We start from the raw sequence: 21,943 nt of genomic DNA, 5'->3' as shown, positions 1-21,943 counted from the left end.
AGCGATGCACACGATGCGTTCGCCGCACCGGCCCCACTCAACGCTCCGACCGCCGGGGCGCTCGATGCTGCCGTCCCCAGCAGAAGGCTCCCGGCTAACTTATTCTTGCTCAGTGAAGCGCTTTGTCGACCTATGACATGACATGCGTTGAATACCAACAGGTAACCCCTCGCCCCCGTGCGCGAAGTCTAAGCATCAACAGATCATTTGCTATGCATTGGCTGGTGAACGGAGTGGCTGGGCGCTAGGCCGCGAACCACCGTCCGACCGGCTTGCCGTCAGGATGCTGCATGGGGCACCTGGGCCGGGACGGAATCGCGCATACAGGACAACCGGATAGGTCGTGGACCCGCTGCGTTGACGTTTCTCAGCAACCTGTCTTCGGTGGTCCTCGGGGCCAGTGGACAGGGATGACCTCCCCGTTCCACCAGCGCTACCACTACGACCCTGCAACAGCTCCGATGAAGCTTGGTCACCCCGATCATCACATCGGGAATGGGCGGTAAGCCGGAAAGTTCATGCGTCGCAACGGAAGTCGGTACTGCTGATGCCCGGAACATCGCTAGCTTCCAGCAGGCGTCATCCAGGGCGCTCGCCACGGCGGCGATGATCGGCACAACAAGATCGACCGGCACGCCTGCCGGATACGGTGAACCAGCGAACACCAGCTCACGCCGCCCGAGTTCTGATGCCGGCCGTTCCCCGCTGTTCCCCTGCTCGGGTGGCACTCCCCGGCCGGTAGGAGCTGTGGCGACCCCCCGAACCGCGGAGGCAACATCCAAAGGTCCTTGATTAGGCAAATATATTGTAGCTGTCCATGTTTCGCGACCACTCGCAATTGGTCCAAGTTTTGCCGCAACTTCCCTTTGGAGATCGCCTCCGTCCCGTGAGTACGCTAATGTGCTGCGATATCGCGGAGGCAGGTGCCGATCGCACGCGGCTGCGACAGCCTAGGGGGGCCGAATGGCAGGCAGGCACCGGACGACGCGTTCGAACCGGGGCAACGACCGGTTCATGAAGGCTCGCCATCGCGCAGCGCGATCAGGTCCCGAGCCGCACGTCTGGTTGGGGGTTGGCGCGGTCACGCTCGGTCTCGGGGCGGCGGTGGCCGGCGGATCCGGAGTAGCTCGCGCTGACACCTCCCGCTCCGGCGACTCCATCGGCTCCACCAGCCCAACGGGCTCATCCGACCGGACCGGCACCCTGAAAGGCGGTTCGGCGAACACCAAGGCAGTTGGGCCAGAACGCCTTACGTCGAATCCGACCTCGCCCAAGTTCCACAGCACATCGGCTTCTGCCTCGTCAACGGCCGTTGATGGGACGAATACGCAAGAGCCGACCGGTGTCGGTCATCGAGCCCTCGCTACGGCGCCAGACAGCTCGAAGAAAACGAGCAGCGGCACTTCGCATCTGGTGGCGGCGATCAGCGTTGCGGCCGAGCAGCATTTGCACCCGACTCTGGTCCGAGGCCGCGCAGAGTCCGCCGCGGTCGGGGCTTCCGCACCGGTAAGGACTGAGACCCCAGCGGACTCGAAGGCGTCACTCACCACCCAGCCTGCATCCCTCTACCCTGCCGCGGCGGTGACCCCAGCGGACTCAACGGCGTCACCGACCACCGCGTCCAATACCCTCTACGCCGCCGCGGCAATGACCGCGAATTGGTCACCGTCACCGTTCGCTCCGGTGGTGAAGGTCGTTGTCGAGCTTCTCCTTTCGCTTGGCGGCATGAACCCGACCCAGCCGAAGCCGGCCACCCCTGTCCAACAGCTGCTGTACTCGTTGGCAAGGAGACTCAACGACACATTTGATCCGGCACCCTCGGCGGGCACCCCCACCGTCGGGACCCCCGACCTGATCACCGGCAACGTCACGGGATCGCTGGGGTTCCCCAAGGCAAGCGGCCTCACCTACACGGTCACCCAGCCAAGTGTGGGCACGGTGAGTGTGGCCAGCGACGGCAGTTTCATCTACACGCCGACCGCGACCGCCCGCCAAGTCGCCACGGCAACCACCGGCGCGATGACCGTCACATTCACCGCCACTGTGCACGAGGGCCTGTCGAGCAACACGGTTACCGTCACCGTCCCGGTTGATCCGTATACGCGCGCAGTGGAAACCATGACGCGCCCCAACGGGCAGATCTGGGGTTTCCTGCTCGACGCCGCCCCCGACAGCGGCCCGATCACCTATACCGTGGACGCGGCGCCGCAATTCGGCACGGTGTCGATTAGTCAGTACGGCGTCTACACCTATACGCCGGGTCAGGCTTTCACCGGAACCGATACCTTCACCGCCACCATCCACGACCCCGCGTCGCCACAAGGCAGCATCGTCTCGGTGACGGTCGTCGCCGATCCCGCGCTCCCGACCGGCACTGTGATCGACAACTTCAATGGGCCGGCCGGATCACAGCCAAATCCTGCCCTGTGGACCTCTGCCGTCGGCGGTGACGCCGGGCTGGAGACCTATACCGACTCTTCGAACAATGTCCGCCTCGACGGGCAAGGTCACCTCGTCATCCAGGCGCTGGAAACGCAGAACGGCTACACCTCAGGAAGGGTGATCACCCAAGGCAACCTGGACATGTTGTACGGGACGATGACCGCCCGGATCGAGTTTCCCTCCGGGCAGGGGATCTGGCCCTCGTTCTGGGAGCTGGGATCGACCTACAACCAAGCGACGGATGACGCACCAGGCCCTACTGGATGGCCAGGCGCCGGCGAGATTGACGTGATGGAACTCGTCAACAACGGCAAGACCTACTACGTGACACTGCACGGCCCGCAGGGCAATACCGACTACTACGGCGGCGTCAACGGTACCGGTCAGGTCGTCGGAACAAGCGGCCCGATCGCCGACCTCACTACCGGCTACCACGACTACTGGGTCATGCGGGAGCCCAATATCATTGTCGTCGGCGTAGACGACACGATGCTGGCGACCTTCACCCCGGCGTCACTGCCGGCGGGCGGCACCTGGGTGTTCAACAATCCATTCTTCGCAGTGCTCGACGTCGCCGTCGGGGGGTCATGGGCCGGACCGCCGGACAGCACGACGCCATGGCCGGCGACGATGCTGGTGGATTCGTTCACCTACGAGCCCTACGCCTGACCAGGCCTGGGGCCTATCGCGCAGTAGAACGGCGCGGCGAAGCGTGGGCTCCTCGGCGGGGAGGATCACGACATCTGTTCGACCTTGGCGCGGCTGCGCACCGGATCACTGCGTGAACGTATTGCGGCATGGTCGGGGCACTGCGAACGTTTTTCGCGACCCGCTTCTAGCCGGGTCGCTGGCTTTGGCGATCGGGTGCGTCTGTTGTCTGCGTGCAGAAACTCCTAGGCCACCGCGCCGCCACTACCACGACGAAGTTTACAGCCACATGCTGCCGGACGACTTCGACAATCCGGCGGCGAGGATGGATGCGGCAGAACGGGTACTCATGGAGGCTTAGTGACGCTTAGGGCTTGGTCCCTAAGTCTCTAATTCTCTAAGTCTTAGCACTAGGCCCATTCACGTAAACCGTTGCGAACCAGAATTATTCGTGACATCGCATGGGATACGTGGTGATGTGCGCTAAAGTTCCCGCCGGACCAACAAACGCCAGCAAGGCGAAGAACCCCGGGGAGCGACCAATGGATCAGAACACGGCTAACTCGCGCGCACGGCAAACGAGTGGACTACTTGCAGCCGCTGTCGCGGCGGCGTTGACGGCCGCGTCGCTAGGCGCGGCAGGTACAGCCAACGCCACCTGCATATCATTCAGCGGCTTAAGCCTCGGCGGGGGCTGCACCACCACCGGGTTTGGCGACTTCGCGATCGCGCTGGGTTCGGACGCCACTGCAACCGCTGAGGGTGGATACAACTTGGCCATCGCTCTCGGCGACGGCTCCACGGCAACTGGATCCGGCATAGGCAATGTCGTCAGGGTACTGGGCAGCGACTCGATGTCCTCGGTAACTGGCACCTTGAACCAATCAACAGTGATCGGTAACGCGAGCCACAATTTTGTTTCGGGCACCCTCGACGCGGACACGGTACTTGGCGACAATAGCTGGGGGTGTGCCTATGGTGGCGCACCGTCCAACACGAACATCGTCGGTGGTAACAGCGCGTTGACGTTCGGAAACAACAGCGGTGCAATCATCGGCGAAAACAGCGACTACAGCATCACCAATGCCAGCTTCACGTTCGCTGCGGCCCTGGGCAGCAACCAGAAAGCTCGCAACGGAATCAACAACGGCCTTGCCGGCGGAGCGGCCGCCTCAGCCGCTAGCAAATCGGCGGCCACCGCCGTGCAGGCGGCCACCGCCGTGCACACCGCAGCCACCAGCACCCACGTCACCCCGTCGAAGAACACCGGAAAGGTGGCCCTAACGGCCAAGCACGGTAAACAGTCACGGTGACGAACTCTGGGTAAGACCCGGTTCATGACAGCCCCCAAGCGCGCAGCTCGCGCCAGCGTCATCGACTTGTGACACACCGAGCCGGTTATGCCGATGTCGCAGTCTGGTGCAGCGATGGAAATCTGCGATTGAGTGCATCGATGAGGTGGTGGGTTTCGTAGAGTTCGGCGCGCAGTGCGTGGCAGTGGCGGAGTTCTCGTGGCCGCCGCGCCCGATGTTCGGCTCGTTCGAGTCGCTGCGATAGTTCCTCGACATGACGCCACAACTCAGCATGCAGCTGAGCTGCTTGGGCGACATCGTGGAAATCGTCCACGATTGCATGGTCGCACCATTGGGGCGTCTGTGCATGGCAGTTGACGCTGTTGATGGTGTTGCTTGTGGGGTGGAACTCCGCGCCTGCAGAGACAGACACAACGGAACGTGCGGCCCGAACCCACACCGGACTCAAACCACGCGAATCTGGCCACCCTGGTGGTCCTAGAAAGCAAGGAATAACAGTCGACCATCTGGCGAACTGTTGCCGCCCCCCGGCCAACTCGGTATTGCCGGAGCGACGAGGGGCACTTCGGACTAATCTCATGGCATGGCGGTCACAGACGGCGGCCGAGCCACTCGCGGCGCACTGATCGGCGGGATGGTGCAGCGCGTCGCGCCGACACCCAATGATCTGATCGCGGCAGTTCGTCGATCGGTGTGTGTTCCGACCTCCAGCGTCAGCGATTGCCTGCAGCCGGATGCCGACACGCTGACCCCGACCATCGCCCGCAGCCGACGCATCCTCACCCTCACCAGCCGGATCGGCGCCGCCATCAGCGCCTTCTTCGCGGTGCAAAGCCTGTCCATCGGCCCTTACGTGCTGTGGATCGGCATCGTCAACGCCGTCTGCGCGGTTCTCCTTCTGCTGACTCCCAAGCTGTACCGCTTCGGCGAACTGGTCGCACCGTTGGCCTTCATCCTGATCGCGTATACGACCATCACCGTCGTGTCGCTACGAGTCGGCACCGGATCAGGCCTGCTCATCTACTTCGTGGTGGGCGGCGCCCTCACGCTGCTGATCGTCGGCATCGAACACATCAAATTCGCCGCGGTCATTGCTGGAATCGGCACGGTCGCCGCCGTCGTGCTGGAACTGACCGTCCCGCAACACACCGGCGCGCTGTCGGAGTGGGCCACCCGTACCTCGTTCGCCGTCACCGCTATGTCGGCGTGCCTGGTCGTGATGGCGACCGTCTGGTACGTCCTGCGGGAAAACGCGATCGCGCAACGCGCCATCCAGTCGGAGTTCGTGCGGTCCGAGGCGCTACTGGCCAACATCCTCCCGGGGTCCATCGCGCAGCGCCTCAAAGACCCGGCCCACACCGTGATCGCCGACAAGTACGACGATGCCTCGATCCTGTTCGCCGACATGGCCGGCTATACCCAACGCACCAGCGACACGACCCCGGCCGACCTGGTGCGGTTCCTGGACACTCTGTATACCGATCTGGATGCGCTGGTGGATCGACATGGCCTCGAGAAGGTCAAGACCAGCGGGGACGCCTACATGGTCGTCAGCGGCATACCTGAACACCGGCACGATCACCTTGAGGCGCTGGCCTGCCTGGCGCTGGATTTCGCCGAGGCGGTCAGCGAATTGACCGACCCCAAGGGTCGTCCGGTTCCAGTGCGTATCGGCATCGCTGCCGGCCCCGTGGTTGCCGGCGTGGTCGGGGCCCGCAAATTCTTCTACGACGTCTGGGGCGACGCCGTCAACGTCGCCGCCCGGATGGAGACCACCGATGTCGAGGGCCGAATTCAGGTGCCGCACAACGTGTACGAACGCCTCCAGCATGCATACGAATTCGAAGAGCGTGGCGAGATCGAAGTCAAGGGCAAGGGCCTGATGCGCACCTGGTATCTGACCGGTCGCCGGCCCGAACTGGCCTGAGGACCGGCGAGCTCGCGGGTAACCGACTACTTGTCGAGGCCGTGTTCGATGGCGAAACGGGCGGCCTCGACCCGGTTGGCCACCTGCAACTTGCGGAACGTGGCCTGCACGTGGTTCTCGACCGTCCGATGGCTGAGCGTCAGACGCTCGCCGATCTGTCTGGCGGTCAGCCCTTTTGCCACGTAGCGCAAAATCTCGGTCTCGCGTTCGGTCAGCCGGGACGCGGGGTCCGTCCCAGCCGCCGTCGCGATCCGCCGATGCTCGCCCAACACCAAGCCGGCCAGCCCCGGGGTGAACACCGCTCGGCCCTCGCCGGCTGCCCGCACCGCGTCGGCCAGTTCCGTCTTTGATGCACTCTTGACCAAATACCCTGTAGCACCGGCCTTCACGGCCTCCAGCACATCGTCGCGCTCATCGGAGGCCGACAGCACCAGCACCCGCGACGCCGGTGACACCGCCAACACCTTCGCAGTCGCCTCGACGCCACTGCCGTCGGACAACCGCATGTCCATGACCACCACATCAGGCTTGACCACCGCGGCCCGACGCCCAGCCGACCCCACTCCATCCGCGGTGGCCACGACGGCGAACCCCGCATCCTGCAGATCCCGTGCCACCGCATCGCGCCAGATCGGGTGGTCATCGACCACCATGACGCTCAGTGCAGGCTCACTCATGCGCCCCTCCTGGCCTTGGCACCGTCAACTCCCACTCGGTTCCCGCCCCTGGCGAGGTCGTCAACTCTGCCGATCCGCCCAGCGAAAACAGCCGTCCGACAATCGATTTCGACACACCCAGCCGCCCTTCACCGACCGCCTGGGCCAGCCGCCCCTCAGCGATCCCAACGCCATCATCGCGAACACTGACCACGACCTGATCTCCTAGGTCCTCGACCAGGATGAAGGCCCGCGCGTCGGGACCGGCGTGCGCTTCGGTGTTGGTCAGCGCATTGTCCACGGCGGCAGCCAGTTCGGTTGCTACCGCCGCATCGAGTAGCACCGGGTCCGGCGGCGCGCTCACCGCGACCCGATCGCCGGCGCGGGCTCGCAGCAGATCGGACACATCGATCTGCCCGCCACTGATGTCGGCCACGCCGGAACTCACCAACCTCCGCAACGCCCGCTCCTGCGCGCTGGCCAATTCCGCTAATTCCGTTGCCTGGCCGCCAATTTCGCGGCCGCGCCGGGACACCAGAGCCAGCACCTGAATGGCACCGTCATGCACCTGTCGGGATAGCCGCTCTCGCTCCTCCAGCGCCGCGGCCAACCGGGTCGCGCGCTGCAGTTCGGCGTGCGCGCGCCGCGCAGTCTGGGCTGCCATGCCCACGGCAAGTCCTACTGCAAGTTCGATGACCAGGGTGGCTTCCCGGCCAAGGTTGAGGCTGAGGTGGCCTTTCAGCGCCGCGCTGGCCGCCATCACCGCCAGTCCAGCGCCCATACCACCGAGCGGGCCCAATTGGATTGCAGCAGAGATTGTCGCGTTGGTGGCCCACAACGTCGTCGGCCAGGACTGGTTGCCGGCGATCCACCCCGGCGAGGCGATCAGATACGTCGAAAACACCAGGGCCGCCGCAACGACAACCTCGGCGACTACCCATGATGTGCGTCGGCCGAAGCCACGCAGATACGCGACCGCACACGTCAGGCTCCAGGCCAGCAGCAGCCCGAACAACGTCCAACCGACCCCCGGACGGGCAAGATCGCGGTTGATGGCCAGCTGGAATCCGAACGCGTATACACAGCTGAGCAATCGGAATCCCTGCGCCGCCCGCCACAGCGGGGCCACTGGGTCCGGATCATGCAGCACTGCCACCGGTTACATCACCTTGGACAAAAACGCCTTCGTACGTTCATGTTTCGGGTTGGCCATCACTTCCCGCGGGTCGCCGCTCTCGATGATGACCCCGCCGTCCATGAACACCAGCTTGTCGGCGACCTCGCGCGCAAAACCCATTTCGTGGGTCACCACCACCATGGTCATGCCCTCTTTGGCGAGCGTCTTCATGACGGCCAGCACATCGCCGACCAACTCCGGGTCCAGCGCCGAGGTGGGCTCGTCGAACAACATCAGCTTGGGCTCCATCGCCAGCGCCCGCGCGATGGCGACCCGCTGCTGCTGACCACCCGATAGCTGCGCCGGATAGGCATCGGCCTTGGCGGACAAGCCAACTTGATCAAGCAGGTCCCGCGCCCGCGCCACCGCCACATCACGCTTCACACGTTTGACGTGGATGGGCGCCTCGATGATGTTCTCCAGCGCGGTCCGGTGCAGAAAAAGGTTGAAATGCTGGAACACCATGCCCACATCACGGCGCTGCCGGGCTGCCTCCTTGGCCGGCAACTCGTGCAACTTGCCGCCGCGCTCCCGGTAACCGACCAGTTGCCCGTCGACATACAGCCGTCCGGCGCTGACCTGTTCGAGATGGTTGATGCAGCGCAGGAACGTCGACTTGCCTGAGCCTGACGGACCGACCATTACCAGCACCTGGCCGGTGTCGACCTCCAGCGACACTCCGTTGAGCACCTGCAGGGCACCGAAGCTCTTGCACACCTGTTCGGCGCGCACCATGGCTGTCATTGGTGCGTCTCCCCCAACTGCGCTTGAGCAAGGGCGTCAAGCTGTTTGGACGTCAGCTTGCGCGATGCGCCCCGCGAGAAGTACCGCTCCAGATAGAACTGCCCGACCATCAGGACGCTGGTGATCACCAGGTACCAGGTGGCGGCGACCAGCAGCAGCGGGATGGGCTGGAAGATGACCGCCGCGATGTCCCGGGTACGGGTGTAGAGCTCCAATGTGTACGGCACCGCCGTCACCAGCGATGTGGTCTTCAGCATGCTGATGACCTCGTTGCCGGTCGGCGGGATGATAACCCGCATCGCTTGCGGTAATACCGTGCGCCGCATGGTCATCCACCATGACATGCCCAACGCGACCGATGCCTCGGACTGCCCTTCGGGCACCGAAGTTATTCCGGCACGGATGATTTCGGCCATATAGGCCGCCTCGTTCAAGCCCAGACCGATGAACGCCAACTGGAAAGCGAGCGACAGGCCTTGCAGATTGATGTGCACCAGCGACGGTCCGAACGGCACACCCAGCTGAATGTTCCGATAGATGGTCGGGACCAACCCCCAGAACACCAACTGCACATACACCGGTGTGCCGCGGAAAATCCACAAATACACCCAGGCGACTGCACCGAACACGGGGTTGGGCGACAACCGCATGACCGCAAGGATGACACCCAGCACCAAGCCGATCGCCATCGCATAGACGGTGAGCTGCAACGTATTCCAGGCCGCCTCGGACACCCTCTGGTCAAACAGGTATTTGGCGTATGTCTCCCAGCCGTAGGCCGGGTTGGTGGCCGCGCCGTAGACGAACAAGCCCGCCAGGATCAGGACGACCGCGGCTCCGATCCATCGCCACGGGTGCCGCAGCGGTACGGCGTCGATGGCGGCCGGTCTGTCCGGTTCCTTCGGTGACGCAGCGCTCATCACGTCAACTGGTCGCGCCGTTGACGACCGGTTTGTCGATCATCCCGTTCTGCACACCCCAATTGGTGGCGATCTCCTTGTAGGTGCCGTTGTCGATCAGGTGTTGCAGCGCCTGCACCAGCGACTGCGCCAGCGGCGAGCCCTTCTTGACCGGCCAACCGTATGGTGCGGAGCCGAACACGGTGCCGGCCTGCACCAACTTGCCACCGCTCTGCTTGATCGCGTCCATGGTGATCGGGGAATCCGCCGACATGGCATCAGCCTGCCCCAGCACCACGGCGGTGCTGGCTTGGTCCTGACCGTCGAACTTGAGGATGTTGATCGGCGGCTTGCCGGCGTCGGTGCAGGCCTTGCTCTTGGCCGGCAGTTCGTCGGTGTCCTGGGTTGTGGTCGATTGCACGGCGACCTTCTTGCCGCACGCGTTGTTCGGATCGATCTGGTCGCCGGCCCGCTGCGCCCACAGCGTGCCCGCCGAGAAATAGGTCACGAAGTCGACCTGCTGTTCGCGTTCTTTCTTGTCGGTGAATGACGACATTCCGACATTGAAGGTATCGCCCTGAATGCCCGGGATGATCTTGGCGAAATCGGCTTCTTGGTAGACCGGGGTCAACCCGAGCGTGCCGGCGATGGCGTTCATCAGATCCACGTCGAACCCAACGATCTTGCCGCTGGGATCTTTGAATTCATTTGGCTTGTATGGAAGATTGACGCCCACGATCAACTTGCCCGTCGACTTGATGGCCTCTGGAACCGTGTTGGCAATGGAGTCGACCTTAGCCGCCGGCGCTGCCGAGGTACTGGTACCGGTTGTGCTGCTGTCGGAGTTTTTTGCACAGCCCGATATCACCAGCGCACCACTGGCGGCCAGCACGGCCGCGATGCGCCACAGTCTGCCCCAACCGGGCTGCGATACACCTGACACGGTTGCCTCTGCTTTCTTTCGCACTTGCGCCCTCGCGGCCACCACACACTCGCGGCACACGTCGTCAGTGCGCTGCGTTGGTAGGAACCATATCGACATGACGGGCCATTAGCGTCGCAATCGAGCTATGTCCATAGCCGTACTTGCTATTTGCAACGGACAGGTGTCCATCTTGACAACAGGTAGGTCACCGTCTGCCAAGAACCCGGCAGTGCGGTCCGCGTTGTGCAACACTGCGGAAATGACGACGCAAACTCCGCCAAGTTTGTTGCAACACCTATGGAAAACGACGCTGATCTCGGGCCTGCTCGCGCTCCTACTAGGTATCGCAATCCTGCTCTGGCCACCGAAGGCAATCGCCGTCGCGGCCATTTTCTTCGGTGCCTACCTGCTGATCAGCGGTATCAGCCAGGTGGTGTTCGCCTTCAGCCTGCATGTCTCGGCAGGAAGCCGAATCCTGCTGTTCATCAGTGGTGCCGCATCACTGGTGTTGGCAGTGCTGGCATTCCGCCATCTGGGTGACGCCATCTTCCTGATGGCGATCTGGATCGGCATCGGATTTGTCTTCCGCGGTGTTGCCACAACGGTTTCGGCGATCAGCGATAAAGAATTGCCCGGCCGCGGCTGGAGCATCTTCTTCGGCATCATCACCCTGATCGCCGGCTTCGTGGTACTCGCCGAGCCGTTCACCTCGATCGAGACACTGACGCTGGTCATCGGCATCTGGCTGGTCGTACTGGGCATCATGGAGGTGGTCTCATCATTCGGTATCCGTAAGGACGCCAAGGCGTTAAGTGTCTGACACTGTCCATCTCGGGTCGGCCTCCCAGCGTGGAGGTCGGCCCGATTTTTGGTTGTGGACTATTGAGGTCCACTTCTACTACCATCCGTCGTAGAGATCGTCCTCCGATCGGGAGAAGGCGCAGATGAACGCTCTAGACGTATCGCGGTGGCAGTTCGGTATCACCACCGTCTACCACTTCATCCTGGTTCCGCTGACCATCGGTCTGGCACCGCTTTTGGCGTTGATGCAGACAATCTGGGTGGCCACCGGCAACAACGCGTGGTACCGGCTCACCAAATTCTTCGGCAAGCTGTTCCTGATCAACTTCGCCCTCGGTGTTGCCACCGGCATCGTTCAGGAATTCCAGTTCGGCATGAACTGGAGCGAGTACTCCCGGTTCGTCGGCGACATCTTCGGGGCGCCACTGGCTATGGAAGGCCTGGTGGCCTTCTTCTTCGAATCCACCTTCATCGGGCTGTGGATCTTCGGTTGGACCCGCCTGCCGCGCATGGTTCACTTGGCCTGCATCTGGATGGTGGCCATCGGGGTCAACGCATCGGCGTTCTTCATCATCTCGGCCAACTCGTTCATGCAGCATCCCGTTGGGGCGCACTACAATCCGAAGAACGGCCGGGCTGAGCTGCTCAGCATCGCCGAGTTGTTGACCAACAACACCGGCATCGCCGCGTTCAGCCACACGGTCGCCGGTGCGATCCTGACCGCCGGAACATTCGTTGCGACCATCAGCGCCTGGTGGATGATCCGCACGGCCGGCTCGGATGACAAAGACGGGGCCGATGCCCGCACCATGTTCCGGCCCGCGACCATCCTGGGCTGCTTCATCTCGCTGTTCGCCGCGGTGATCCTGATGTTCACCGGCGACGTCCAGGGCAAGTTGATGTTCGTCCAGCAGCCCATGAAGATGGCGTCGGCGGAATCCTTGTGCCACACCACGACTGATCCGAAATTCTCGGTACTGACCGTCGGCACCCACAACAACTGCGACAGCGTCATCCACGTCATCGAGGTGCCGTACGTGCTGCCGTTCTTGGCCAAAGGCCAGTTCACCGGTGTCACCTTGGAAGGCGTGCAGGACCTGCAGAAGGCGTACGAAGCCAAGTTCGGTCCTGGCGACTACCGTCCGAACCTGTTCGTCACCTACTGGTCGTTCCGGATGATGATCGGATTGCTCGCCTTCCCGGGATTGTTCTCACTGACGGCCCTGTGGCTGACCCGCGGCGGCCGGATACCCCGGCAGCGCTGGCTCAGCTGGTTCGCATTGGTGACACTGCCAATGCCGTTCCTGGCCAACAGCGCCGGCTGGGTCTTTACCGAAATGGGCCGCCAGCCATGGGTGGTGGCCAACAATCCGACCGGCGATCAAAACATCCACCTGACCGTCGGACAGGGTGTATCCCACCATGGCGCCGGCATGGTGTGGATGTCGCTGATCACCCTGACCCTGCTGTACGCAGTGCTGGCCGTCATCTGGTTCTGGCTGATGCGCCGCTACATCATCGAAGGTCCGCAGGAACACGATGCCGAGCCGGCACCGCCCCCACCGCCCGGTGACGACGAAGTCGCACCGCTCTCATTCGCCTACTAGGCAGGAGAAGCCATGGGACTCCAACAGTTCTGGTTCATTATTCTGTCCGTGCTCTTCATCGGGTTCTTCGTGTTGGAAGGATTCGACTTCGGTGTCGGCATGCTCATGGAGTTCTTCGGCCGTGCGGCCCAAGGGGATCCGGAGCAGCATCGGCGAGCGGCGCTGAACACCATCGGCCCGGTCTGGGACGGCAACGAAGTGTGGCTGCTGACCGCGGGCGGCGCCATGTTCGCGGCCTTCCCCGGCATGTACGCGACGTTGTTCTCCGGTCTGTACCTGCCACTGCTGGTCATCCTGTTCGGCATGATCATCAGGGTCTGCGCGATCGAATGGCGCGGCAAGATCGACGATCCGAGGTGGCGGCGGTGGGCCGACATTGCAATCGCAATCGGTTCCTGGCTGCCCGCAGTGCTGTGGGGGGTGGCATTCGCCTCGATCGTCCGGGGTCTGCCGGTCGATGCTCGCCACCAGATTCACCTGTCGTTCGGTGATGTTCTCAACCTGTACTCATTGCTCGGCGGAGTGGCCCTGGCGGGTCTGTTCGCCTTCCACGGCGCCGTCTTCGTCACCCTGAAGACCGACGGCACGGTGCGTGAAGACGCGCAACGGTTCGCGGTCAAACTGGCTATCCCGGTGACGGTGATCGTCGCGGTGTTCGGCATCTGGACCCAACTCGCGCACGGCAACTCCTGGACCTGGCTGGCGCTGGGTGTGGCTGTGGTGGCGCAACTTTCAGCAGTCGCGCTGGTCTTGACGCACCGCGCCGACGGTTGGGCCTTCGTGTCCACGGCAGTCGTGGTTGCGGCCGTCGTGGCGATGCTGTTCGGCTGCCTGTACCCGAACTTGATCCCGTCGTCGCTCAATCCGGACTGGAGCCTCACCATCTACAACGCCTCGTCGTCGCCATACACCTTGAAGGTGATGACATGGGCCGCCCTCATCTGCACACCCATCGTGATCGGGTACCAATCGTGGTCGTACTGGATTTTCCGGAAGCGGATCACCGCTGAGAGCATCCCCGCCTCCGTCGGGCTGTCCCCCAAAGGCCCAACGCTCTGAGTAACCGCTCCCCCCGTATCACTCCGTCGATGCGGCGCCACCTGGCGTCCACCGTCGGTTGTGGGATTGTCATCTCTGGTTCGGCCATCGCCACTGCGGTGTTGACCGCGCACGTCATCGCCGGCCTCATCACCGATCCGGCGAATCGCACGGTGTCTCGTTGGGCACCAGCACTTTTGATACTCATTGGGGTGTGGTTCCTGCGCGCCGCCGCACAGTGGCTACAGGCCCGCTTGAGCCAGCACGGTGCCACCGCGACCATCGCCGAGCTCAGTTCACAGGTTCTGACGTCTGTCAGCTCGCTACCTCCGCGAACTCAGCAGACCACGCGCGACGAAGCAGCCATCCTGGTGACGCGCGGACTCGACGGGCTGCGGCCGTATTTCACCCGGTACCTTCCCGCGGTGATCCTGGCCGGGCTGCTGACTCCGGCCGCCGTGGTGGTGATCGCGTGGGACGACTGGCGGTCCGCGGTGATCGTCCTGATCGCACTGCCACTGGTCCCGTTGTTCATGGTGTTGATCGGCCTGATGACCACCGACAGGTCCACTGCCGCACTGGCCGCGATGGGCACCCTGCAGTCACGGCTGCTCGACCTGATCGCCGGTATCCCGACGCTACGCGCACTGGATCGAGCATCCGGAGCGGCGCCACGCATTACCGAACTGTCTGCTGCACATCGGCATTCGGCCCTGGCCACGCTGCGGATCGCGTTTCTGTCCGCACTGGTGCTCGAATTGCTGGCAACCCTCGGTGTGGCTTTGGTGGCTGTCAGCGTCGGACTGCGGCTGGTGACCGGCAACATCACCCTGGTTGCCGCACTCACCGCGCTGTTACTGGCTCCGGAGGTGTTCTGGCCGCTGCGCCGGATGGGCGTGGAATTCCACGCTGCTCAGGACGGGAAGGTGGCCTTCGAGCAGGCGTTTGCGCTGATCGGTTCTGATAGCGAACCGCACGGCGGCGCTCACCGGATCGACACCGGTGCCGGTGTCCGCATCGAACTGAATCACATCAGCGTCGTCGGACGCGATGGCACGGCGCCGGACGACCTGTCGTTGTGCGCCGAACCGGGCGCGGTCACGGTGCTGACCGGTCCCAACGGCGCCGGGAAGAGCACTGCGCTGCAAGCAATCCTGGGATTGACACCCGTGAGCGGCCAAGTGCTGATCAACGGTGTCGACGTCAACGAAGTGGACCTTCCGTACTGGTGGACCCAGGTGGGTTGGCTGCCCCAACGCCCCGCCCTGATCCCCGGGACGGTGCGAGCCAACCTCGAACTGTTCGGCCCGATTCCCGACCTCGACCAGGCCTGCCGCGCAGCAGGTTTCGATGAAGTGCTGGCATCACTTCCCGACGGGCTGGACACCCGCCTGGGCCGCGGTGGATCCGGATTGTCGCTGGGCCAGCGGCAGCGACTCGCTCTGACCCGAGTGCTGGGCCGAGCCACGCCGGTTCTGCTGCTCGATGAGCCGACGTCGCACCTGAACGCGGAGTTGGAACACCTTGTGCTGCAGTCGATCAGACAACGTGCACAGGCCGGAGCCACGGTGCTGATGGTCGGGCACCGTGACGCGGTACTGAACATCGGCGACCATCGCGTCCTGGTCGGGGGTACGGCCCGTGTCGCATGATAGCCAGCTACGGACAACCTTCCAACTGATGCGTCCGCGACTACCGCGGTTAGCGCTGGCCATCTTTTTCGGTGTGACGGCCCTGGGTAGCGCACTGGCGCTCGCCGGGGTTTCAGCCTGGCTGATCACCCGGGCCTGGCAGATGCCGCCGGTGCTGCAACTGTCGGTCGCGGTGGTCATGGTGCGCCTGTTCGGCATATCGCGCGGAGTGCTGGGCTATTGCGAGCGCCTGGCATCGCACGATGTGGCACTGCGGGCCGCCGGTACCGCACGCACCGAGTTGTACCGACGCCTGTCCACGGCTCCAGCATCGACCGTACTTCGGCTGAGCAGCGGCGAATTGGTCTCGCGTGCAGGCTCTTCCGTCGACGATCTCGCCGACACCCTGGTGCGCTCAGTGCTGCCGATTGCGGTGGCTGCCGTGTTGTCGACGCTCACTGTGGTGGTCATCGCCGTCATCTCGCCCGCCGCCGCTCTGGTCCTGGCCGTTTGCCTACTGGTCGCCGGGGTGTGGGCCCCTTGGCAGGCTGCCCGTGCCGCCGAGTCCACTGAACAGATTGCCGTCCAACATCATTCAGACCGTGACAGCGCCATGATGCTAGCTCTGGAGCATGGTGCCGAACTGCGCGTCAACGGGGTGCTGGGCGCTGTCATCATGCAGGCAACGCAGCAGCAACATCGTTGGGGTGCCGTTACCGACCGGGCCGCCCGGCCCGCGGCAATAGCCACTGCGATACCGACCCTGGCAACGGGTCTCAGCGCTGTCGGCGCAGTGATCGCCGCCATCCAGTTGGCCACCACGACTCCGACGGTGGCGCCCACCACGTTGGCGATACTGATGTTGTTGCCGCTGTCGGCATTCGAGGCGACAACCGCACTGCCGGGGGCCGCGGTGCAACTGACCCGAGCCAAAATCGCCAACCGGCAATTGACCGAGTTGCTTGCCGACGACCCATCGGCCCGTCGGCCACCGCCGATACCGCCACTCGACATTGCCGCCGGCGACCGAGTGGCCGTACTCGGCGCCAGCGGCAGCGGCAAGACCACCCTGCTGCTGGCCACCACCCGTCACCTACGCGAAAATGGAACGCAGGCAGGCTTTTTCGCCGAAGACGCACACCTGTTCGACACCACGTTGCGAGACAACCTGCTAGCCGCCCGCGGCGATGCCACCCACGATGAACTGACCTCGGCGTTGATCCGGGTCGGCTTGGGTGGGTGGCTGGCGTCTCTGCCCGACGGGCTGGCCACCATGCTCAGTGGCGGCGCCGCGGCGGTGTCAGCCGGTCAGCGGCGACGGCTCTTGCTGGCGCGGGCAATGTTGACCGAATTCCCTGTGGTGCTGCTCGACGAACCGACCGAACATCTCGACGCCGAGGACGGTCGGCGGTTGCTCACCGACCTGTTGACCCCCGGCGTTCTGTTCCCAGCCGAACGGGCGGTGGTGGTCGCCACCCACCACCTGCCGGCCGGAGCCGACTGCACGCTGTACGACCTCGGTAGCCCGGACTCGACTGCCGCGGCGAACGACGACGCAGACTGTCGGTCCGAGAACGAGTACCCTGCCCTTTCATGAGCATGTATCCGGGCGGCCCCTATCCACCCCCACCGCCGCAACCCTATGCCGGTTATCCGGGAGGCCCCGGATTTCCGCCCGTGATCGTTGCCGCACCCGAGAACGGCATGGGTGTGGCCGCGCTGATTGTGGGCATCATTGCGCTGCTCAGTTCGTGGACGGTGATCGGCGGACTGGCGCTCGGCGTGTTGGCGCTCATCTTCGGCCTCATCGGGCACAGCAAAGCTAAAAAGGGCCTCGCCGATAACGGTGTCATGGCGGTGATCGGCCTTGTGCTTGGTGTACTGGCCGCGGTGATCTCGGTGGTGATCATCGTGTACACGGTCGCCATCTTCAATCAGTTGGGCTTCTCCGAGTACATGGATTGCTCTATGAAAGCCAACGGCAACCAGCTTGCCCTGGAACGGTGCCAGGAACAGTTCAAGTCTCGGATCAACGAGCATTTCGGCGTCGACAGCTCGAGATGAGCCCCCGCGGGCATGACCGATCCCAGTCGAAAAGGCTTACCCCGGAAAGTGTTTGACGATGCCTTCTTGCGTCATGGTGGCCAGCAACTGACCTGAGCGATCGAAGAAGTGCCCGGTCGCCAGACCACGGGAATCGGCGGCGACCGGTGACGTGGTCGAGTACAGCACCCACTCGTCGAACTTGATCGGCCGGTGGAACCACACGGTGTGATTCATGGTGACCGCGAAAATTCGGTCATGCCCCCAGGACAGTCCGTGTCTGGTGATGATCGAGTCCAGCACCGTGGTGTCCGAGGAATACACCAGCGCCGCGGCATGAAGCACCGGGTCCTCGGGCATCGGCCCCTTGGTCTTGAGCCACACCCTGTTGTGGTCGAGACTGTCCCCTTTGTCGCGCATCACCCAGGCGGGGTCGTTGGTGTAGCGCCACTCGATCGGTTTCAGCGCTCCCACGAACAGCGGGACGATCTCCTCGTAGCCCTTGAGCAGATCGTCAATCGTGGGCAGCGTCAACGGATCTGGCACCTGCGGCGCCTCTACTCCATGCTCCAGGCTGCGACCGCCGGCCAGGTGCGAGACCAGCGCAGTGGCCAGCAGCGCGTCACCCTGCATGACGTCGACCCGGCGATTGGCGAACCGCCGCTCATCGCGCAGCCGAACCACCTTGAATTCCAGGTCGCGTTCGGGATCACCGCCGGCAATGAAGTGCACCGACAACGTCGTAGGTGGCAGTTTCGGCGGGACCGTCCGACTGGCCGCGACGAAGGCTTGCGCCATCATCTGACCGCCGAAAGTACGCACCGGGTTCTTACTGGGGTGTGCGCCGGTGAATGTGTCGTCGTCGACCTGGGTGATGTCGAGAACCTTGAGAAGTTCCTCGAAATCCGCTGTCGTCACGCGTTGTGTCTTCCCGTCGCTTCGCCCAGGTCCCCCCGGGCTAGTGGTCTTCCTCCCCGATCCGGTGTACGTGGATCAGGTTGGTCGAGCCTACTGTGCCCGGTGGCGCACCAGCCACGATGACCACCAGATCACCGCGCTTGTACCGCTCCAGCTCCAGCAACGCCTTGTCGACCTGCTGGATCATGCCGTCGGTGCTCTCCATCCTCGGCACGATGAACGTTTCGGTGCCCCAGGTCAGAGCCAACTGGCTACGCACCTCAGGAAGCGCGGTGAAGGCCAGCAGCGGCAACGGGGTGTGCAGCCGGGACAGTCGACGCACCGTGTCACCGGACTGCGTGAAGGCGACCAGCGCCTTGGCATCGAGCCGCTCGCCGATATCGCGTGCCGCGTAAGAGATGACGCCCCGCTTGGTGCGCGGCACGTGGGTCAATGGCGGTGCGGCAGTTGAGTTTTCCTCGACGGCGTGGACGATGCGGGCCATGGTCCGCACGGCTTCCAGCGCGTGCTTGCCAACCGAGGTCTCACCGGAGAGCATGACCGCATCGGCACCGTCGAGTACTGCGTTGGCGACATCGGATGCCTCGGCTCGGGTCGGCCGCGAGTTCTCGATCATCGACTCCAGCATCTGGGTGGCGACGATGACGGGTCTTGCGTTCTCCCTTGCCATTTGGATAGCGCGCTTCTGTACCAGCGGCACTTCTTCCAGCGGCAGCTCGACACCCAAATCCCCGCGGGCAACCATGACAGCGTCGAAGGCCAGCACGATGGCTTCCAAGTTGGCCACGGCCTCGGGCTTTTCCAGCTTGGCGATCACCGGAACCCGGCGCCCGACCCGGTCCATCACCTCATGGACCAGCTCAACATCGGCGGGCGAGCGAACGAAGGACAGTGCCACCAGATCGACGCCAAGTTTCAAGGCGAATTCCAGGTCGTCGATGTCCTTCTCGGACAGCGCAGGCACGGACACGTTCATCCCGGGCAGGGACAGGCCCTTGTTGTTGCTGACGGGCCCACCTTCGGTGACGGTGCAGACCACGTCGTCGCCCTCGACCTTGTCCACCACCAGGCCGACCTTGCCGTCGTCGACCAGAAGCCGGTCGCCTGCCACAGCGTCCTCAGCAAGGTGCTTGTACGTGGTCGACACCCGGTCGTGGGTGCCTTCACAGTCCTCGACGGTGATCCGGATAGTTTCACCCGTATGCCATTCGGTCGACCCGTCCGCGAACCTGCCCAATCGGATCTTCGGGCCCTGCAGGTCGGCGAGAATACCGACGGCACGGCCGGTCGCGTCCGAGGCTGCACGAACCCGCTTGTAGGCGGCTTCGTGATCGGCGTGGCTACCGTGGCTGAAGTTCAGCCGCGCAACGTCCATTCCGGCTTCTACCAGCGCCCTCACCGTTTCGTCGGTGGAGGTTGCCGGGCCCAGAGTACAGACGATTTTTCCGCGTCTATTCACGGCAACCGAGCATAGTCGTTGATCGATTCAGATGATCGGCAACCCAAGCCGGTTCGAGTACGGTTCACCGCCCATACCCATGGCGACGTTCCGGCATCCAGCACTCCGTCATCCGGCGAGGAACGTTGGCTCCCACGGAAACCCGGGAACATTGCGGATCACCGTCCACAAAGCCAGCACAACCACCACAGCAACCGCACCCACCGCCGTTATCGCCGGGCGTCCGCGGCGCCAGCTGAGCGCCAGCCAGAGCACCAACACCGGCAGGCCCACCAGAGCGAACGCATTGTCGTGCACCGCGGCAGCCAAGTCGCCGTGCAGGACATCGTGAGTCATTCGCAGGCCGCCGCACAGCGGGCAGTACCACCCCGTCAGCATCCTGAATGGGCAAGGGGGATAAAGGAATCCGGGCCGGTGCGGATCAGCCAACCCGACATAAGCCAGCGCGCCGGCCACGGTCGCCGTCGCAGCGGACACTCCGGCGACAACCGCAATCCGGCCACTGCTTGTCATAACTGCAGGATCCCAGAACGACCTGCCATTTGGAATGCGACCACATCACCCGCCCTAGACACGCTCGGCGCGAGCGCCGATGACCCCTCGACATCGGCGCTCGTCGCCCACCGGCAACAATATTGCCGTATTGGGAGCCCCCTGGCAAACGCCCAGGGCAGCGAGGCATAGCTATTGCTGTTTGCTGGGCAATCCGTCCAGACCTACCGCAGAAAACGCCGCCTACTCCCTGCGCAGCTGGCCTTGCTGGATCAGGGTGTTCACGGAATTCTCCCATCTGGTCAACTGCTCGTCCGAGATGAATGGTGCGGGCAGATGACGATCCAGATGGCGACGCAGGATGATCGAACCGAGTGTCAGCACGAGCGGATTGAGTGCCGCCCACACCACATCGATGTCAGGGTCAGCGGCCCCATTGTCGACCAACCGCTGCCACTGCTCGATGCCCGCCGCGGCCATTCCCTCAAAAATCGCGGCGCCGGTGGGACTGCCGGACGCAACCACACGGGCGAGGTAATCCATGACCTCCAGGTGCTCGGTGAGCAGCAGGTGCACCGCACGCCCAATCTCGGTGACCGAGGACGCCCCCGGCCCGGACTGCGAAGCGATGAGCATGGTGCTGCCGATGAGCGACATTGCGTGGGCATTGACCGCCTCGATGAGCTTGTCTTTCGAGCCGAAGTGGTGCTGAACCAAACCGATTGATACACCGGCTGTTTCGGCGATCATCTGCAGTGTCGCGTCCGAGGTGCCGTGCTGCGCGAACACCTTCAGCGCAGCATCGAGAATGCGGTCATGGCGAGACTGCCCCTCATGCCCCGCGCCGGCGTTACCACCCACGGTTAACATCCAACCATCGGTTCAGTCGCAGATGGTCGACAAATCGTGAACACACGCCGACTTCCTCACTCAGGTCTGCCGCTGGCGCCCTATAGCGTGAGCCACGAGTGCCACATCTGCAACATCGGCACCAGCCTCTGCGCCGTGGCGCGTGCGGATGCCGGTACCTCCGGTGTACCGCGTTTCAGACGTGGCGATGGGTGCCGTGCAGTAGCCACCGGCGTGTCGCCTCTGTTGGGGCACTTGCGATTTGGGGTCGTGCACATTTCATTTGAGCAACTAAAAGTGTAGTACCCCCACCAAAGAGTTCACGGGAGCCCAGTCCGCCGGCACAACCCCCCCCCGGTTGCCGGGGGTGCCCC

18 protein-coding genes are annotated in these 21,943 nt (G+C 63.7%); 9 read left to right on the top strand and 9 right to left on the bottom strand.

The annotated features are described in order from the left end of the window. Window positions 1-1,581 precede the first annotated feature (1,581 nt). The 3 genes from M2432_RS27000 to M2432_RS26990 all read left to right on the top strand — a co-directional run bounded on the left by M2432_RS27000 (window position 1,582) and on the right by M2432_RS26990 (window position 6,330). Window positions 1,582-3,111 (top strand): Ig-like domain-containing protein, encoded by a 1,530-nt coding sequence (locus tag M2432_RS27000; protein ID WP_280829925.1) that lies wholly within the window; start codon window positions 1,582-1,584, stop codon window positions 3,109-3,111. A 440-nt stretch (window positions 3,112-3,551) separates the two neighbouring features. Beyond that, window positions 3,552-4,403, top strand: a complete 852-nt coding sequence (locus M2432_RS26995; RefSeq protein WP_280829924.1) for a hypothetical protein — start codon at window positions 3,552-3,554, stop codon at window positions 4,401-4,403. A gap of 634 nt (window positions 4,404-5,037) precedes the next feature. Continuing rightward, entirely contained in the window at window positions 5,038-6,330 is a 1,293-nt protein-coding gene (locus tag M2432_RS26990) for an adenylate/guanylate cyclase domain-containing protein (RefSeq protein ID WP_280829935.1), read from the top strand. 26 nt (window positions 6,331-6,356) lie between these two features. On the opposite strand, the gene M2432_RS26985 is transcribed toward M2432_RS26990, so the two are convergent. From M2432_RS26985 to M2432_RS26965, 5 genes are read right to left on the bottom strand one after another with little or no spacing between them, the layout of a single operon-like run. Continuing rightward, window positions 6,357-7,007, bottom strand: coding sequence for a response regulator transcription factor (locus tag M2432_RS26985; protein ID WP_280829923.1), 651 nt, complete (start codon window positions 7,005-7,007; stop codon window positions 6,357-6,359). Then, window positions 7,000-8,136 carry a DUF5931 domain-containing protein gene (locus M2432_RS26980; RefSeq protein ID WP_280829934.1) on the bottom strand — a complete coding sequence of 379 codons (1,137 nt, stop codon included), beginning with the start codon at window positions 8,134-8,136 and terminating at the stop codon, window positions 7,000-7,002. Before M2432_RS26980 ends, M2432_RS26985 begins: the two co-directional genes overlap by 8 nt. A gap of 9 nt (window positions 8,137-8,145) precedes the next feature. Then, window positions 8,146-8,907, bottom strand: coding sequence for an amino acid ABC transporter ATP-binding protein (locus M2432_RS26975; protein ID WP_280829922.1), 762 nt, complete (start codon window positions 8,905-8,907; stop codon window positions 8,146-8,148). Continuing rightward, window positions 8,904-9,827 (bottom strand): amino acid ABC transporter permease, encoded by a 924-nt coding sequence (locus M2432_RS26970; RefSeq protein WP_280829921.1) that lies wholly within the window; start codon window positions 9,825-9,827, stop codon window positions 8,904-8,906. The genes M2432_RS26975 and M2432_RS26970 overlap by 4 nt, the downstream gene beginning before the upstream one ends. A 4-nt stretch (window positions 9,828-9,831) precedes the next feature. Further along, entirely contained in the window at window positions 9,832-10,749 is a 918-nt protein-coding gene (locus M2432_RS26965) for an ABC transporter substrate-binding protein (RefSeq protein ID WP_280829920.1), read from the bottom strand. Between the two features lie 241 nt (window positions 10,750-10,990). Between M2432_RS26965 and M2432_RS26960 the strand changes: the two genes are divergently transcribed. The 6 genes from M2432_RS26960 to M2432_RS26935 all read left to right on the top strand — a co-directional run bounded on the left by M2432_RS26960 (window position 10,991) and on the right by M2432_RS26935 (window position 17,872). Then, window positions 10,991-11,551 (top strand): HdeD family acid-resistance protein, encoded by a 561-nt coding sequence (locus tag M2432_RS26960; RefSeq protein WP_280829919.1) that lies wholly within the window; start codon window positions 10,991-10,993, stop codon window positions 11,549-11,551. A 124-nt stretch (window positions 11,552-11,675) separates the two neighbouring features. After that, on the top strand, window positions 11,676-13,139 hold the full coding sequence (locus M2432_RS26955) for a cytochrome ubiquinol oxidase subunit I (RefSeq protein ID WP_280829918.1): 1,464 nt from the start codon (window positions 11,676-11,678) through the stop codon (window positions 13,137-13,139). 12 nt (window positions 13,140-13,151) lie between these two features. Then, window positions 13,152-14,198, top strand: coding sequence for a cytochrome d ubiquinol oxidase subunit II (gene cydB / locus M2432_RS26950; RefSeq protein WP_280829917.1), 1,047 nt, complete (start codon window positions 13,152-13,154; stop codon window positions 14,196-14,198). Window positions 14,199-14,227: 29 nt separating this feature from the next. Then, a complete protein-coding gene (cydD, locus tag M2432_RS26945) occupies window positions 14,228-15,829 on the top strand; it encodes a thiol reductant ABC exporter subunit CydD (protein WP_280829916.1) in 1,602 nt (533 codons plus the stop codon). 28 nt (window positions 15,830-15,857) lie between these two features. Continuing rightward, window positions 15,858-17,405 carry a thiol reductant ABC exporter subunit CydC gene (locus tag M2432_RS26940; RefSeq protein WP_280829915.1) on the top strand — a complete coding sequence of 516 codons (1,548 nt, stop codon included), beginning with the start codon at window positions 15,858-15,860 and terminating at the stop codon, window positions 17,403-17,405. Beyond that, on the top strand, window positions 17,402-17,872 hold the full coding sequence (locus M2432_RS26935) for a DUF4190 domain-containing protein (RefSeq protein WP_280829914.1): 471 nt from the start codon (window positions 17,402-17,404) through the stop codon (window positions 17,870-17,872). The genes M2432_RS26940 and M2432_RS26935 overlap by 4 nt, the downstream gene beginning before the upstream one ends. A gap of 36 nt (window positions 17,873-17,908) precedes the next feature. On the opposite strand, the gene M2432_RS26930 is transcribed toward M2432_RS26935, so the two are convergent. The 4 genes from M2432_RS26930 to M2432_RS26915 form a co-directional block, all read right to left on the bottom strand. Then, entirely contained in the window at window positions 17,909-18,769 is an 861-nt protein-coding gene (locus M2432_RS26930) for an acyl-CoA thioesterase II (RefSeq protein ID WP_280829913.1), read from the bottom strand. Window positions 18,770-18,809: 40 nt separating this feature from the next. Then, entirely contained in the window at window positions 18,810-20,228 is a 1,419-nt protein-coding gene (pyk, locus tag M2432_RS26925; protein ID WP_280829912.1) for a pyruvate kinase, read from the bottom strand. A gap of 108 nt (window positions 20,229-20,336) precedes the next feature. Beyond that, on the bottom strand, window positions 20,337-20,741 hold the full coding sequence (locus M2432_RS26920; RefSeq protein WP_280829911.1) for a DUF2752 domain-containing protein: 405 nt from the start codon (window positions 20,739-20,741) through the stop codon (window positions 20,337-20,339). 222 nt (window positions 20,742-20,963) lie between these two features. Then, entirely contained in the window at window positions 20,964-21,581 is a 618-nt protein-coding gene (locus M2432_RS26915) for a helix-turn-helix domain-containing protein (protein ID WP_280829910.1), read from the bottom strand. Between the last annotated feature and the right edge of the window lie 362 nt (window positions 21,582-21,943).

The sequence above is a fragment of the Mycobacterium sp. OTB74 genome (genome assembly GCF_029892685.1).
Classification (GTDB): Bacteria; Actinomycetota; Actinomycetes; order Mycobacteriales; family Mycobacteriaceae; genus Mycobacterium.
Note: the sequence above shows the minus strand (reverse complement) of the source record. Positions and strands in the feature narration are given on the sequence as shown.